Genomic DNA, 15244 nt, shown 5'->3' with positions numbered 1-15244 from the left:
AAATTTAAATGATTTATTTTTTAAGATCTTGCTGCACTTGGTGTACAGGTCGGACCCATGGTTTTTTCGCCTGCACATCCGCCGGCAACGAAGCAATGGCGCGCTTCGCTTCTGCGGAAGAAGCATAGTTGCCGCTCACCAGCACGTACCACGGCTTGCCGTCACGCTTGGTGGCGTACACCAGGTAATTCTGCAGCTTCTGCTGTTTGGCGTAGGCGTTCAGCGTATCGGAACGCGAAGCGCTGCTCAGCTGCAAGGTATAGTGGCTGCCCGGCGCAGACTGCACAGAGCTGCCGCTGCTGGCGACCGCTCCCGCTTTCGCGGTGGAAGACGGCTTGGCCGGCGGCGTATACACCGTGGTCGGTGATTTATGCTGCGTTGCGGCCGGTTTGGCGGCGGCAGTTTTCGCCGGCGTTTTATGCTGTTGCGGCGCGGTTCCCTGCACAGGACGCGTCGCTTCGCGCGCTGCGGCGCCGCTCATCACCGTCGCCGGTGCGGTCGGCAACGTCGACGCTGCGCCGGTCATGCCTTGGGTCGCCGCATCCACCTGCCCCTGCTGCTGCGACAACGCATCCGCCATGTTGCCCGGCAAATCGACGCGCTGCTGCGCACCGCCCTGCTGAGGCTGCGTTTGCGCTTCGGTCGGCGTGCCGGAGATCGGCGGAACGCTGACGTTCTGCGGTTGCTGCGGCTGAGTCGCGCTCACGCCGTTGTTATCGTGGGTATCCGTGGTACCGCCCGGCACGCCGTTGTTGGCGGTAGTCAGCGACGAAGAACCGGACAGGTTGATATCGCGGGCTCCGCCGTTTTGCGCGCCGTTCTCCTGAGCCGCTTCATGTTTGGTCGGCGCCTTCAGGGCGGAACCGATGCCGATAATCAGCAGCAGCAGCACCAAAATGCCGATGCCAATCATCAAATGTTGGCGCGAAACGGCGAAGCGCGGCGCAGCGGCCGGCTTGCGCGAGCGCGTAGGGCGACGATCGCTGCTATCAGGTCTGAGATCGTCTTCCGGTTTAAACTCGTCCATCTGAAACCCTCCAACTAGAGGCAAAAGCCCACCACCGTAGACCTACCGTGGCACGGGCAGATTAACCCGATGATGGCAAAGCGACACCCGTCGTGCTCTGCTCACTGTATTAATATAGATGCAAATGGCGGCTAAGCCACTGTTACTTAGTCCGATTTAATTACGCGTCTGCTCAGGCAGGCAGGCGGCGATCGACGCCAACACCAGCTCATGCCCTACGCCGCCGCGCACTTCCGCCGCACCGATCGCGGTCGGCAGCACCAGGCGCAGTTCACCCGCCAGCACTTTCTTGTCGCGCAGCATGTGCGGCAGATAGGATCCCGGCGTCATTTCCTGCGGCCCGCAGACCGGCAAGCCGGCGCGCAGCAGCAGCGTTTTGATGCGTTCGATATCTTCAACGGAGAACTGGCCGAGACGGTGCGCGGTTTCCGCCGCCATCACCATGCCGGCAGCCACCGCTTCACCGTGCAGCCATACGCCGTAGCCCATTTCGGCTTCGATGGCGTGGCCGTAAGTATGGCCCAGATTCAGCAAGGCGCGCAGGCCGCTTTCGCGTTCGTCGGCAGCCACCACCTCGGCCTTGAGCTCACAGCAGCGGCGGATACAGTAGGCCAACGCCTGCATATCCAGCGCCATCAGCGCATCGATGTTGTTTTCCAACCAGACGAAGAACTCGCGATCGAGGATGATCCCGTATTTGATGACTTCTGCCAGGCCGGAAGAGAGTTCACGCGTCGGCAAGGTTTTCAGGCAATCCAGATCAACCACCACCGAAGCGGGTTGATAGAAAGCGCCAATCATGTTTTTGCCGAGCGGGTGGTTGACGGCGGTCTTGCCGCCCACGGAAGAGTCCACCTGCGACAACAACGTGGTGGGAACCTGAATAAAGCGCACGCCGCGTTGGTAGCACGCGGCGGCAAAGCCGGTCAGATCGCCGACAACGCCGCCGCCGAGGGCGATCAGCGTGGTATCACGCCCGTGCGGTTTTTCCAGCAGCGCCGAAAACACCTGCTCCAACACCGCCAGAGATTTGTACTGCTCACCATCGGGAAGGATCACCTGATCCACCACGACGCCGCCCTGCTCCAACACCTGCCGGACACGCTCCAGATAAAGCGGCGCCAGGGTCTGGTTGGTGACCAACATCGCTTGCTCACCCGCCTTCAACGGCATAAAAGAAGCCGGATCGTTAAACAATCCGGCGGCGATGGTAATCGGGTAGCTGCGCTCCCCAAGCGTTACAGTAATTCTCTCCATGTCGCGCTCAGTTCTCTGTATGGTGCGGCGGTGGTTGATCCCCGCTGCGGCGGGGAACACAAATCAGTTTTCCGCATTGGCCGACGGCGAACGCGGAAAGCGGCAATCAGTTGCTTTCCAGCATGTTGATGATCTGGTTGGCAACCACTTTAGCGCTCTGATCGTCGGTGCGGATGGTGACATCGGCAATCTCTTCATACAACGGATTGCGCTCTTTCGCCAAGGCTTCCAGCACTTCACGCGGCGGAGAATCGACCTGCAGCAGCGGGCGTTTTTTATCACGCTGGGTACGAGCAAGCTGCTTCTCGATCGTGGTTTCCAGATAGACCACCACACCGCGCGCGGACAGACGGTTGCGCGTTTCGCGCGACTTCACCGAACCGCCGCCGGTCGCCAACACAATCCCTTGTTTTTCCGTCAGTTCATTAATGACTTTTTCTTCACGATCGCGGAAACCTTCTTCCCCTTCCACGTCGAATACCCAGCCCACGTCAGCTCCGGTACGTCGCTCAATTTCTTGATCGGAGTCGAAGAACTCCATATTGAGTTGCTGAGCTAACTGACGGCCAATAGTGCTTTTGCCGGCACCCATAGGCCCAACCAGAAAGATATTGCGTTTCTCTGCCATGTTTTTCGGTATTACTAAGACAATTCGTTAATGTTAACCCGCCCCGCCAATCAAATCAGCGGCGGGACCTAAACTGAAACCTCATGAGCGATAGTGCGAGATCAGACGAAAAATTATCTCAACACTCTTGGTAGTTTGGCAACCGAATAAATCGCAATCCACGCCGCGGGAGGGAAACCATATGTTTTTAACGGCGTCTTGACGCTAACAAAAAACCTCGGTGCTCAATTCGGTAACCCTTGTAAGCTAAATCGGCCGCAGCGTCAAACGCAGATCCCCCCAAGGAGATAAAAAAGTGTATCTGCTCATCAACTTTAGGAGATTTGCCGCCCGGCCGACAGGCCGCCGCTTATCCCTTAATCAGGGTCGGCGTAATGAAGATCACCAGCTCGCGTTTTTTCTGTTGTGCGCCGCTTTGTCGGAACAAGCCTCCCAATAACGGCACATCCCCCAACCCCGGCACCTTGTCCGCCGTCTTGCCGCTATGCCGTTGAAAAATACCGCCGAGCACCAGGGTTTCACCGTTTTTCACCGTGATCTGCGTCTTAATCTCCTGTTTATCGATGGTCAGTGCCTCACCCGCCCCGCGGCTGATGGCGCGCCCCGGCATATTTTGGCTGATGTGCAGCGTCAGCGTGATGCGCCCGTCCGGCAACACTTTCGGTGTCACCTCCATGCCCAGCACCGCCTCTTTGAACTCGATGGCAGTCGCACCGCTGGCGCCGCTTGACACTTCGTAAGGGATCTCGGTTCCCTGCTTGATACTGGCGGTTTGCAGGTGCGCCGTCAGCAGGCGTGGACTGGCGATGATCTCCACCTGATTCTCCTGCTCCAGCGCCGTCAGCTCCAGGCTCAGCAAACGCCCGCTGATGCGCGCCAGATGGAAACCGGCGTTCACCGCGCTGCGCTCCAGCGGCAGGTTGACACCGACATTGCCCGGCCGCAACGGCCGCGCCGGCCTGTCGTCGGGCGCCAACCCCCAACGCACGCCAAGCTCACGCAGGCTTTCGCGGTTGATGGTCACGATATGCGCCGCCAGTTGCACCTGCGCCAGCGGCGCGTCCATTTCCGTTACCCGCTTTTTCAACTGCGTCAGGATTGGCGCGGTGTCGCGCAGCAGCAGCGTATTGGTGCGTTTATCCGCCAACACGCTGCCACGCTCGCTCAGCAACGCGCCACGTTGGGCGTTGAGGCTTTCGGCAATTTCCGCCGCATCGCCGTTCTGTAACGTCAAGGTCAGGCTGTGCAGCGGTTGCCGCTGCGCCAACGCCTCTCGCTGCTGCCTTTTTTCCTGTGCGTCCGGCTCCGGCGAGATCAGTATCACGTTGCCTTCCCGCGTCATCGCCAGTTTGCCCATGCGCAGGGTCAACGCCAGCGCCTGCGGCCAGGGCACATTCTCCAGCCGCAGCGTCAGGTTGCCGCTCACGCCGGGCGCGGCGATCAGGTTCATCTGCCGATAATCCGCCAACGCCTGCAGGATGACCGTGACCGGCGCATCCTGAAATTCCAGGGAAACCCGCTGCTTATCCTGCGCCTGCGCGCTGCCGAGCGCCAGACACCACAGCGCCAAGCCCAATCCAACACATCCTTTCATGGTTTGCCATCCTTGTTGTCCATCATGAGCGAGACGTCGCCCTGGCTCGCCGGGCAATCTGGTTCGGCCATCAGCGCCTTTAACGTCAGGCTACGCGCCTGCACCTGCGTCACCACCCAGCCATAGCGCAGCGTCGGTTGCCCGATGACGCCTTTCAGTCGCCAGCCCGCCGGCGACGCCTCCGTTTGGGCACAAGCAGGCATCGGCAGCGGCGCAAACGGGTCGCGCGGCTCAGCGCACAATGCCCATGGCCATAGCAACCACCACCAACGGCAGGGTCTTTTACTCATTGGGCTGATCCTCGGTGGCATCCTGCAAAACCAACCGCGCCGTCATGCCAAGGGACGGCGTCTCCACGCTCAGCTGCTCAAGGCGTACATCGGTGGGCAGCGTCTCCAGCAGCGCCAGCAAACCGGCGTAGTCAATGCGCAAGCTCAGCGTTTGCCGCGGCGGTTTTTCCTGCCGCTGCCAGCGCAACAACGCGCCTCCCGCCCGTTGCAGCACGCTCGCCAGATCGCCGGTGGTGGACGGAGGTAGCGGCGCCGCCGGGATAGCGGTTTCCGGCACCTCGTCCAGTTGGCGTTGCACCATGGCGATCTGTTGCAACAGACGCTGTTGCCGCTCCGCCGCGCTTTCCCGCTGACGCCATTCGTCTTGCAGCATCCAGCCGCCGCCCAACAGCGCCAACGTGCCGATACCCAACCCTTGCGACAGCAGTAATAGCCAGCCCGGCAAGCTCAGCCAGAGACGCAGCCCGGATGACAAATGGTTATCCATCTCGCCCCCACTGCGCCGCCAGATGAAAGGTGTACAGGCCGTCGTCGCGTTGCGCCACCTCAGCCAAACGCAACCGCGGCAACGCAGGCATCCCCGCCAGCCGCCGTTCGAACTGCGTGATGGCCGCAGGAGAGCGGCTCAATCCACGCAGCCGCAGGCCGTTCACCGCATCACTCTCCATCGCCGTGAGCCACAGCGGTGGAGGAATGCTGGAGGACAATTGCTGCAGCAGCTGAAAATAACGCCGGTTATGTTGGGCGTTGCTCGCCTGCCGTTCGGCGCGGGCGCGGTGCAGCGCCCGCTGCGCCCGCTCTTGCTGTTGCTGACGGGCGAGCAACGTCAGTGCCGCCAGCTCTTCACCCAGCATCGCCAGCCGCGCCTGCCGCTGCGCCTGTTGGTGACGCAACTGGCCGGCGACCAGGAACAGCGCCAGCAGCAGTGCCGTTAGCTGCAACAGCAGCACGCCCAACCAAAAATAGCCGCGTCGCCGCTCGCGGCGTTGTCGCCAGGGCAGAAAGTTGACCTGATACATCAGCGATCCTCCTCGCGCAGCGCCAGGCCACCGGCCAACGCGAACGCCGAAGGATGCGCAGGCAACGGCGGACGCAGCTGCGTGAAGGCGCTGAGCGGCGACCAGGCAAGGCAACCGGCGGGCAAGGCACCTGCCAGCACGCTGCCGGCATAGATGGGCCGATCGTCGCCCGCCGGCATCTGGGCTTGCAGCGCCCGCAGCGCCTGCGCGTCATCGTCGCCCGGCGCCAGACCAAAGGCGAACGCGCCGTCAGCCGGCGCCACCCACAGCCATTCTCGTTCGAGACGGTGCATTAGCCCCGCGGCGGGCGGCACGCCTGCCGCCGTCGCCATCATCCGCAGCGCGCAGGGGGTGATATCGACCGCTTGCGGATGCAGGCCAGCCTGACGCAGACAATGCAGCCACTGCTGCAGCTCCTGCCGCCGCGCGGCGGTCAGCAACAGCGCCGCCTCATCCGCCGGCGCGGTGCGATAGTCGAGCGCCAGCGTCTGGCCGTCGAGCGGAAACTGCTTCACACCGTGGCCGCCGATATAGTCGCTGCGTTCCGGCTCGCGCAGCCGCGCGTCCGGCTGCGCCATGCGTTGCTGCAACACGCGCTGCGCCGGCAGGGCAATGCGTAAGGAAATATGTCGCGGCAGTTGGACGCGCCATTGCCGCAGCGCCCGGATAAGAAATTCGGAAGGTTCCAGACAGCCATCGCGTAAAACCGCCTGCGGCAGCGCCTGCTGCCACCAGTGGCGCAACTGCCAGCCGTTGCGGCGGCGTTGAGCCGCCACCGCCCGCACGCAGTCGATTTGTATATCCAGCCCCACCTGCCATGCTTGAGGGAACATGTTTCGCAAGCCTCCATAACATCAGATGATAAAAGAACATATCCATGTCGCAGGCTTGCCTTTATACTACCGCGCGGTTGTTTATAAACTGCCCAAATGACTTAGAAATGGGAAATCTCAGGTGAAGTTCGTAAAGTATTTACTAATCCTTGCAGTATGTTGCATCGTGCTGGGAGCAGCCTCGATTTTCGGCTTGTACAAATATGTCGAGCCGCAGCTGCCCGACGTCGCAACGCTGAAAGATGTGCGGCTGCAGATACCGATGCAGGTCTACAGCGCCGATGGCGAACTGATCGCCCAATACGGCGAGAAACGCCGCATTCCGCTGAAACTGGATCAAATTCCGCCGGTGATGGTGCACGCATTCATCGCCACCGAAGACAGCCGCTTCTATGATCACCATGGCGTCGATCCGGTCGGCATCTTCCGCGCCGCCTCCATCGCGTTGGTCTCCGGCCACGCTTCGCAGGGGGCCAGTACCATTACCCAACAGCTGGCGCGTAACTTCTTCTTAAGCCCGGAACGCACCCTGATGCGTAAAATCAAGGAAGCCTTCCTGGCGGTGCGCATCGAGCAGATGCTCACCAAGGATGAAATCCTTGAGCTGTATCTGAACAAGATCTATCTGGGTTACCGCGCCTACGGCGTGGGCGCCGCCGCGCAGGTCTATTTCGGCAAAGACGTCAGCCAGCTGACCCTGAGCGAAATGGCGACCATCGCCGGCCTGCCGAAAGCGCCATCCACCTTCAACCCGCTCTATTCGCACGATCGCGCCGTTGCCCGTCGCAACGTGGTGCTGTCGCGCATGCTGGACGAACACTACATCACGCAGGCGCAGTACGATCAGGCGCGCTCCGAAGACCTGGTCGCCAATTACCATGCGCCGGAAATCAGCTTCTCCGCGCCGTATCTCTCCGAGATGGTGCGTCAGGAGATGATCAAGCGTTACGGTGAAAACGCCTATACCGATGGTTACAAGGTTTACACCACCGTCACCAAACGGCTGCAGCTGGCGGCGCAGGAGTCGGTACGCAACAACGTGCTGGCCTATGACATGCGCCACGGTTACCGCGGCCCATCCAACGTGTTGTGGAAAGTCGGCGAAGCGGCCTGGGATCGCAAACAGATTGTCGATTCGCTGAAAAACCTGCCGAACTACGGCCCGCTGGCGCCGGCGGTGATCACCGCCGCCAACCCGCAGGAAGCGATGGCGATGCTGGCCGACGGCAGCAGTATTGCCCTGCCGATGGCGACCATGCGCTGGGCACGCCCATACCGTTCGGACACTCAGCAAGGCCCAACGCCGAAACGCGTCACCGACGTAGTGCAGGCCGGCCAGCAAGTGTGGGTGCGTAAAGTGAACGAAGCCTGGTGGTTGTCGCAGGTGCCGGACGTCAACTCGGCGCTGGTCTCTATCAACCCGAACGACGGCGCGGTGAAAGCGCTGGTTGGCGGCTTCGACTTTAATCAGAGCAAGTTCAACCGCGTCACGCAGGCCCTGCGTCAGGTGGGCTCGAACATCAAACCGTTCCTGTACACCGCCGCGATGGATAAAGGCCTGACGCTGGCCACCATTCTGAATGACTTGCCGATTACCCGTTGGGATGCCGGCGCCGGCACCGACTGGCGGCCGAAGAACTCGCCGCCGACCTACGACGGCCCGATTCGCCTGCGACAGGGATTGGGGCAATCGAAGAACGTGGTGATGGTGCGTGCGATGCGCGCGATGGGCGTCGACTACGCGGCGGAATATCTGCAGCGCTTCGGCTTCCCGGCGCAGAATATCGTGCATACCGAATCGCTGGCGCTGGGGTCCGCCTCCTTCACCCCGATGCAGCTGGTGCGCGGCTACGCGGTGCTGGCGAACGGCGGTTACCTGGTCGATCCGTACTTCATCACCAAAATTGAAGACGATAACGGCAATACGGTGTTCGAAGCCAAACCGAAAGTGGTGTGCGGCAGCTGTAACCTGCCGGTGATCTACGGCGATACCCACCGTTCGGCGGTGCTGTCCGACGACAACATCGAAAACGTCGCCACCTCGCAGGAAGGCAACAACAGCACGGTGCCGATGCCTCAGCTGGAGCAAGTCACCCCGGCTCAGGTACAGCAGGACGGCGACCAACAGTATGCGCCGCACGTCATCAGCACACAGCTGGCCTTCCTGATCCACGACGCGCTGAACAGCAATATCTTCGGCGAACCGGGTTGGATGGGTACCGCCTGGCGCGCCGGCCGCGATCTGAAACGTCATGATATCGGCGGCAAAACCGGTACCACCAACAGTTCCAAGGACGCCTGGTTCTCCGGCTATGGCCCGGATACCGTGACCTCGGTGTGGATCGGTTTTGACGATCACCGCCGCGACCTGGGCCGTTCGACGGTATCCGGCGCCATCCCGGATCAGATTTCCGGCGGTGAAGGCGGTGCCAAGAGCGCCCAGCCGGCGTGGGACGACTTTATGAAAACCGCGCTGGAAGGCATCCCAGAGCAGAAAGTCACGCCGCCGCCGGGCATCATCAGCGTCACCATCGACAAGAGCAGCGGCAAGCTCTCTGGCGGTGGCGGCGGCAGCCGTTCCGAGTACTTCATCGAAGGAACGCAGCCGACGGATTACCCATCGCGCGATACCGGCACCACGTTGACCGATCCGGGCGGCGAAAGCCACGAGCTGTTTTGATCGAAAAGGGCCAGAGAAATCTGGCCCTTTTTTTATTCGGCGTGAAGCGTATCAGCGCGACGCGCGCAAAAATGCCTCGGAAAGGAACAGCGCGCTGACGTTGCGCGCCTCGCGGAAATCCGGTTCCGCCAGCAGCGCCATCATGTTGGCGATCGGCCAGCGCACCTGCGGCAAGGGCTCCGGTTCATCCCCTTCCAGGCTCTGCGGATAGAGATCGTGCGCCAGCACGATATTCATTTTGCTGGAAAAGTAGGACGGCGCCATCGTCAGCTTACTGAGAAAATCAAAGCGTTTCGCGCCGTACCCCACCTCTTCCATCAGCTCGCGGTTGGCCGCCTCCAGCACCCCTTCACCGGGATCGATCAGCCCTTTCGGGAACCCCAGCTCATAGGATTCGGTGCCGACCGCATATTCGCGGATCAGCAGCAGGTCATCGCCAATCACCGGCACGATCATCACCGCTTCGCGATCCGAAGGCCGCATGCGCTCATACACCCGCCGAACACCGTTGCTGAATTCCAAATCGACCGACTCGACGTTAAATAAACGCGAACGCGCGACCGTTTCCACTTTCAGAATTTTAGGTTTTTGCAGGTGTTTATCCATGATTGCCTCAAAGAGGTTACCCAGGCGCGGACGGGGCAACCGAAAAAATGATTGGCGTAACGCACGGCTCATTGGCGCTCAAACGCTGACCAAATTCGATCCTGATCACATTGTGCGTTAAGGGCAAGCTCCGCCGCAACGCGCATGAACAGTAATTTACTTTCTTTTAACAAGCGTAGCCAGCGGCCGGCGATTTTCCGTACTGATTCAGCAAACAGCGCGCAAGAAAATAGGATAATACCGATATCGACGACAGAGGCCGGTTGCTAGTATCACGCAGGCAAGAATCAGTGATAAAATGGCCTTGCGTCATGAAGGAATGAGATCCAGAGCGAGAATCTGTTTGTTCCCTCATTAGTTCTGGGTGCCTCCTGGCGGTTTACTCCGTATAATATTCAGCTTTTCATCAGGTTGGCGAAATTCACGGGTGTGAGATGGGGATTGCATGAGCACAATAGTGTTGATATTGGCCTTAGTGCTTGTCTGCCTGATTGCCGCCGGCCTGTACCTGTGGTTCAAGGCCCGCAACCCGTCGGCGCTGGCGCACGCATTGCCGTTTATCAAGCCTGCCCACCGCAAGCTGACCGACGAAGAGCGCGCCGCGGTCGAGTTCTATCTCAGTCAGCAAAACAAACTGAGCAACAAACTGTTGCCCGGCGGCGGCGCTACGCTGCCCGCGGCCAAGCTGGCGCTCACCCCGCAAAGCGATAACGTATATCCGGTCACGCACGCCATCACCCGCTACGGGCTGGCCAGCGACGATCCCAATAAATGGCGCTATTACCTCGACGCGGAAGAGGTGCATCTGCCGCCGTTTTGGGAACCCTATATCACCGCCGACAACCATGTGGAAGTGATCAGAACCCAGACGCTGCCGCTGGTGATTTCGCTCAACGGGCACTCGCTGAAAGATCACATTCACGACCGGCCGCAGCCGCCGGTGGTGGCCGCCACGCCGACCAAAAACGCGTCCATCCGCAAGGAAGAGAGCGAGCATGTCGAGCTGGTCAATATTCGCAAGGAAACGCCGGAAGAGCATGCGCTGAACCGGCCGAACGGCATCCGCGAAGCCGTCATCATCTCCGCCGCACTGCTGCTGCTGTTCTTCAGCCTGATAAGCCCGGTGCTGGTTATCCCCTGGATGATTTTTGTGGCGGTGCTGATGATCGCCTGGGGATGCTGGAACCTGTTCCGCCGTCCGGCATCGCGTGAGCTGAAAGAGATCCACTGCCTGCGCGGCACGCCGAAGCGCTGGGGCCTGTTCGGCGAGTCCGATCAGGGGCAGATCAGCAACATTTCGCTCGGCATCATCGATCTTATCTACCCGCCGCATTGGCAGCCGTACCTGACTCAGGATCTGGGCAAGACCACCGATGTGGACGTCTACCTCAATCGGCAGGTAGTGCGCCAGGGGCGCTTCCTCTCGCTGCATGACGAAGTGAAGAATTTCCCGCTGCAGCAGTGGGGCCGCAACGCGGTGCTGGTCGCCAGCTCGGCGCTGGTACTGCTGTTGCTGTTGATCTATATCCCGCTCAACCTGCCGCTGACCCTCAGCATGGCCTGGCTGCAGGGTGCGCAAAAAGTGGAAGTGACCAGCGTGCAGGCCCTGGAAGCCACGCCGCTGCGCATCGGCGACACGCTGAAAGTGCGCGGCAGCGGCATGTGCTATGTGCCGCCGCCGGCCAACGGTGGCGGCACCGTCAATTTTGCGCCGTTCGACTGCTCCGGCATCTATTGGAACAACGCCGCCCCGCTGCCGCAGCCGGAATCGGAAGTCATAGACAAAGCGACGGCCCTGCTGGCCACGGTCAACAGCCAGCTGCATCCGAGCGGCGCCGATCAGAAGGTCAACCCGCAGCTGGCCAGCGCCATCGAGAAATCCGGCATGATCCTGTTGGATGACTTCTCTGATATCGTTTTGAAAACGCAGGATTTATGTCAGGCAGAAAACGACTGCGTGCGGTTAAAAAACGCCTTGGTCAACCTGGGCAACGCCAAAAACTGGAGCGGCCTGATGAAACGCGCCAGGTCCGGCGCGCTGCAAGGCGTCAACGTCCTGCTGCGCCCGGTGAGCGCCGAGTCGCTGGAAAGCCTGACCAAAGTGGCCACGTCATCGTTCATCTTCAATGAAACGCGCCTGGCCGCCGCGGCGCTCAACAGCCCGCCACCGGGCGGTTTCCTGATCCGCAGCGACGAAGGCCGCCAACTGGTCAGCCACCCGCAATCCTCGGTGCCGCAAAGCGAATACAACGCCCTCGACCAGTGGAATGAGCTGCAGCGCCTTTCCACTCTGCTGTTGCATACCCCGTTCCAGGCCCAGGGGGTGATCACCAGCCTCAGCGTCGATGCCAACGGCACCCGCCACGTGGCGCTGCACAGCGAACCGGACATGATCACCCTGTGGCGCTACCTCGGCACCAGCCTGCTGTTGCTGGCGGTGGTCGTCAGCCTGGGCTATAACGCCTGGCGGCTGGTGCAGCGTCGGCGCATCAATCAACACCGCGTCGCCGATATCCAGCGTTACTACGACAGCTGCTTCAACCCGCAGCTCAATCCGATGTCGATGCGGCCGATGCCCTGAACCTGACGCCGGGGCCTCCGCCCTGTCATCTGCTTATGCTACGCTAACGCTATTATTCTCATCTGCGGACCGCCCGTCGGTTCGCCCGTGGAGTTTTTATGGTTCCCGAGTTTGATTGGCCGCAGATCGATACCGTGCTGCTGGATATGGACGGCACCTTGCTGGATCTGGAATTCGACAGTCACTTTTGGCTCAGCCTGGTGCCGCAAGCGCTGAGCGAAAGGCGCGCCATTCCGTTTGACGAAGCCCGCAATATTATTGAGCGGGAATATCAGGCGGTGCAGCACACCATGAATTGGTATTGCTTCGATTACTGGAGCGAGCGGTTGGATCTGGATATCTACCGCATGACCAGCGAAGTGGGCAGCCGCGCCCGGCTGCGCGAGGACACCGAGCCATTTTTACGGGCGCTGCGCGGTGCCGGCCTGCAAACCATTTTGCTGACCAACGCCCATCCGCACAGCCTGGCGGTGAAAATCGAGCATACCGGTCTGGATCGGCACCTTGATTTATTGTTTTCCACCCACACATTTGGTTATCCGAAAGAAGATCAGCGTCTGTGGCAGGCGGTGCAACAGCACACCGGGTTCAACCCGCAGCGCACGCTGTTCGTCGACGACGGCGAGCCGATCCTCGACGCGGCGCGCACTTTCGGCATTCGTTACTGCCTGGGCGTGCAAAACCCGGACTCCAGCACGGCGGAGAAAAGCTTCCAGCGCCATCCGTCGATGCGCGACTATCGCCTGCTGATACCGGCGCTGGCCAAGGGGGAAGCATGAAGGAAAAAGCGACGCGCGACGACGCGGTCCGGCTGGATAAGTGGCTGTGGGCCGCACGCTTCTACAAGACCCGCGCGCTGGCGCGCGAAATGATCGACGGCGGCAAGGTGCATTACAACGGCCAGCGTGGCAAGCCGAGCAAGATTGTCGAACTTAACGCCGAGCTCAAGCTGCGGCAGGGCAACGAAGAACGTACGGTGATCGTGCTGGCGCTGACCAGCCAACGCCGCGGCGCCAGCGAGGCGCAGCAAATGTATCAGGAAACCGAAGCCAGCATCGCCAACCGCGAAAAAATGGCGCTGGCGCGCAAGATGAACGCGTTGACCATGCCGCATCCGGACCGTCGTCCGGACAAAAAGGAGCGGCGCGACCTGATGAAATTTAAATTTGGTGAGCCGGAATAACCCCTCACCGCAATGAGAGAAGATTATGTCCAACCATGACCAATTGCACCGTTACCTGTTTGAAAACTACGCGGTGCGCGGCGAGCTGGTTACCGTCAGCGAAACCTATCAGCAGATCCTGAATAACCACGACTACCCGGCGCCGGTGCAAAAGCTGCTGGGTGAACTGCTGGTCGCCACCAGTCTGCTGACCGCCACCCTGAAGTTCGACGGCGACATCACCGTTCAGCTGCAAGGCGACGGCCCGCTGAAGCTGGCGGTGATCAACGGCAACAATCGCCAGGAGATGCGCGGCGTTGCGCGCACCCAGGCGCCTATCGCCGACGACAGCACCTTGCATCAGATGATCGGCAACGGCGTCATGGTCATCACCATTTCCCCGACGGAAGGCGAGCGCTATCAGGGCGTTGTCGGCCTGGAAGGTGAAACCCTGGCCGAATGCCTGGAAGCCTACTTCCGCCAGTCCGAACAGCTGCCAACCCGCCTGTTCATCCGCACCGGCGAAGCGGAAGGCAACGCCGCGGCGGCCGGCATGCTGCTGCAGGTGCTGCCGGCGCAGGACGGCAACCTCGATGATTTCGATCATCTGGTGCAACTGACCAACACGGTCAAAAGCGAAGAGCTGTTCGGCCTGCCGGCCAACGAAGTGTTGTACCGCCTGTACCATCAGGAAGAGGTCACCTTGTACGAACCGCAGGACGTGCAGTTCCGCTGCACCTGTTCTCGCCAGCGTTGCGCCGACGCGCTGCTGACCCTGCCGACCGACGAAGTGGCGGACATGCTGGAGCAGGACGGCAATATCGACATGCACTGCGACTACTGTGGCAGCCACTATGTCTTTGACCCGGTTGATGTTGCCGCGCTGTATGCGGGTAACACCGGCGAAAGCGACCAGTTGCACTAAGTTACACCCTTTCGGCGGGCGCGCCCGGCGCCCGCCAACGCCCGCCGTTTGCACGTTTGCTTTTTTCCGTGTGCTATCTCTCAGATCGTAACGAAATACCGCCTAAAACGTTAAATATTTGATACCCATCGCGGTTACGCACCGTTAGATCCCTACAATTGCCGCCAGAAATTCTGTGACCAAGGAGTAGTAACATGCGCGTTAAAGGTATAACCCCTCAGGATCTGGCCGCTTACGGCATTCACGACGTCAGCGAAATCGTTCACAACCCGAGCTATGAACTGCTGTTTAAGGAAGAAACAGACCCATCTCTGGAAGGTTTTGAGCGTGGGGTAGTCACCAAGCTGGGTGCCGTCTCCGTCGATACCGGCATCTTCACCGGCCGCTCGCCGAAAGACAAATACATCGTCCGCGACGACATCACCCGCGATACCGTGTGGTGGGCCGATCAGGGCAAAGGCAAGAACGACAACAAACCCCTCAGCCCGGAAGTGTGGGCCGATCTGAAACACCTGGTCACCGAACAACTGTCCGGCAAGCGCCTGTTCGTGGTGGATACCTTCTGCGGCGCCAACGCCGACTCGCGCCTGAAAGTGCGCTTCATCACCGAGGTGGCCTGGCAGGCGCACTTCGTGAAAAACA

At 60.6% G+C, this 15244-nt stretch carries 15 protein-coding genes; 6 read left to right on the top strand and 9 right to left on the bottom strand.

What is annotated here, in order from left to right:
• Window positions 1-13: 13 nt before the first annotated feature.
• From MMS95_RS17160 to pilM, 8 genes are all read right to left on the bottom strand, one after another.
• Window positions 14-1027: an SPOR domain-containing protein gene (locus MMS95_RS17160; protein WP_033631917.1), complete on the bottom strand. Its 1014-nt coding sequence runs from the start codon at window positions 1025-1027 to the stop codon at window positions 14-16.
• A gap of 156 nt (window positions 1028-1183) precedes the next feature.
• Window positions 1184-2284, bottom strand: coding sequence for a 3-dehydroquinate synthase (gene aroB, locus MMS95_RS17155; RefSeq protein WP_048326338.1), 1101 nt, complete (start codon window positions 2282-2284; stop codon window positions 1184-1186).
• A gap of 106 nt (window positions 2285-2390) precedes the next feature.
• Entirely contained in the window at window positions 2391-2912 is a 522-nt protein-coding gene (gene aroK, locus MMS95_RS17150; RefSeq protein ID WP_004391482.1) for a shikimate kinase AroK, read from the bottom strand.
• 349 nt (window positions 2913-3261) lie between these two features.
• Window positions 3262-4506 (bottom strand): DNA uptake porin HofQ, encoded by a 1245-nt coding sequence (gene hofQ, locus MMS95_RS17145; protein WP_166445465.1) that lies wholly within the window; start codon window positions 4504-4506, stop codon window positions 3262-3264.
• Window positions 4503-4796 (bottom strand): hypothetical protein, encoded by a 294-nt coding sequence (locus MMS95_RS17140; protein WP_242141994.1) that lies wholly within the window; start codon window positions 4794-4796, stop codon window positions 4503-4505. Before MMS95_RS17140 ends, hofQ begins: the two co-directional genes overlap by 4 nt.
• The gene (locus tag MMS95_RS17135; protein WP_166445466.1) at window positions 4789-5283 is read right to left on the bottom strand and encodes a hypothetical protein; all 495 of its coding nucleotides are present in this window, start codon (window positions 5281-5283) and stop codon (window positions 4789-4791) included. Before MMS95_RS17135 ends, MMS95_RS17140 begins: the two co-directional genes overlap by 8 nt.
• Window positions 5276-5815 carry a PilN domain-containing protein gene (locus MMS95_RS17130; protein ID WP_004930306.1) on the bottom strand — a complete coding sequence of 180 codons (540 nt, stop codon included), beginning with the start codon at window positions 5813-5815 and terminating at the stop codon, window positions 5276-5278. The genes MMS95_RS17135 and MMS95_RS17130 overlap by 8 nt, the downstream gene beginning before the upstream one ends.
• Window positions 5815-6648 carry a pilus assembly protein PilM gene (gene pilM / locus MMS95_RS17125; RefSeq protein WP_033631912.1) on the bottom strand — a complete coding sequence of 278 codons (834 nt, stop codon included), beginning with the start codon at window positions 6646-6648 and terminating at the stop codon, window positions 5815-5817. Before pilM ends, MMS95_RS17130 begins: the two co-directional genes overlap by 1 nt.
• A gap of 121 nt (window positions 6649-6769) precedes the next feature.
• On the opposite strand from pilM, the gene mrcA reads away from it, so the two are divergent.
• A complete protein-coding gene (gene mrcA, locus MMS95_RS17120; protein WP_242141993.1) occupies window positions 6770-9328 on the top strand; it encodes a peptidoglycan glycosyltransferase/peptidoglycan DD-transpeptidase MrcA in 2559 nt (852 codons plus the stop codon).
• A gap of 51 nt (window positions 9329-9379) precedes the next feature.
• Here mrcA and nudE read toward each other — a convergent pair whose 3' ends face one another.
• On the bottom strand, window positions 9380-9934 hold the full coding sequence (gene nudE, locus MMS95_RS17115) for an ADP compounds hydrolase NudE (RefSeq protein ID WP_015379304.1): 555 nt from the start codon (window positions 9932-9934) through the stop codon (window positions 9380-9382).
• A gap of 445 nt (window positions 9935-10379) precedes the next feature.
• Between nudE and MMS95_RS17110 the strand changes: the two genes are divergently transcribed.
• The 5 genes from MMS95_RS17110 to MMS95_RS17090 all read left to right on the top strand — a co-directional run.
• On the top strand, window positions 10380-12515 hold the full coding sequence (locus tag MMS95_RS17110) for an intracellular growth attenuator family protein (RefSeq protein WP_015379305.1): 2136 nt from the start codon (window positions 10380-10382) through the stop codon (window positions 12513-12515).
• Between the two features lie 98 nt (window positions 12516-12613).
• Window positions 12614-13294, top strand: coding sequence for a GMP/IMP nucleotidase (yrfG, locus tag MMS95_RS17105; protein ID WP_004930298.1), 681 nt, complete (start codon window positions 12614-12616; stop codon window positions 13292-13294).
• The gene (gene hslR / locus MMS95_RS17100) at window positions 13291-13698 is read left to right on the top strand and encodes a ribosome-associated heat shock protein Hsp15 (protein WP_004930296.1); all 408 of its coding nucleotides are present in this window, start codon (window positions 13291-13293) and stop codon (window positions 13696-13698) included. Before yrfG ends, hslR begins: the two co-directional genes overlap by 4 nt.
• A 25-nt stretch (window positions 13699-13723) precedes the next feature.
• Window positions 13724-14602: an Hsp33 family molecular chaperone HslO gene (gene hslO / locus MMS95_RS17095; RefSeq protein WP_015379307.1), complete on the top strand. Its 879-nt coding sequence runs from the start codon at window positions 13724-13726 to the stop codon at window positions 14600-14602.
• Between the two features lie 194 nt (window positions 14603-14796).
• Window positions 14797-15244, top strand: a 448-nt coding sequence (locus tag MMS95_RS17090) for a phosphoenolpyruvate carboxykinase (ATP) (protein ID WP_242141991.1), incomplete at its 3' end; no start/stop codon positions are given.

It is taken from the genome of Serratia sp. PGPR-27, assembly GCF_022678525.1.
GTDB lineage: Bacteria > Pseudomonadota > Gammaproteobacteria > Enterobacterales > Enterobacteriaceae > Serratia > Serratia nematodiphila.
Note: the sequence above shows the minus strand (reverse complement) of the source record. Positions and strands in the feature narration are given on the sequence as shown.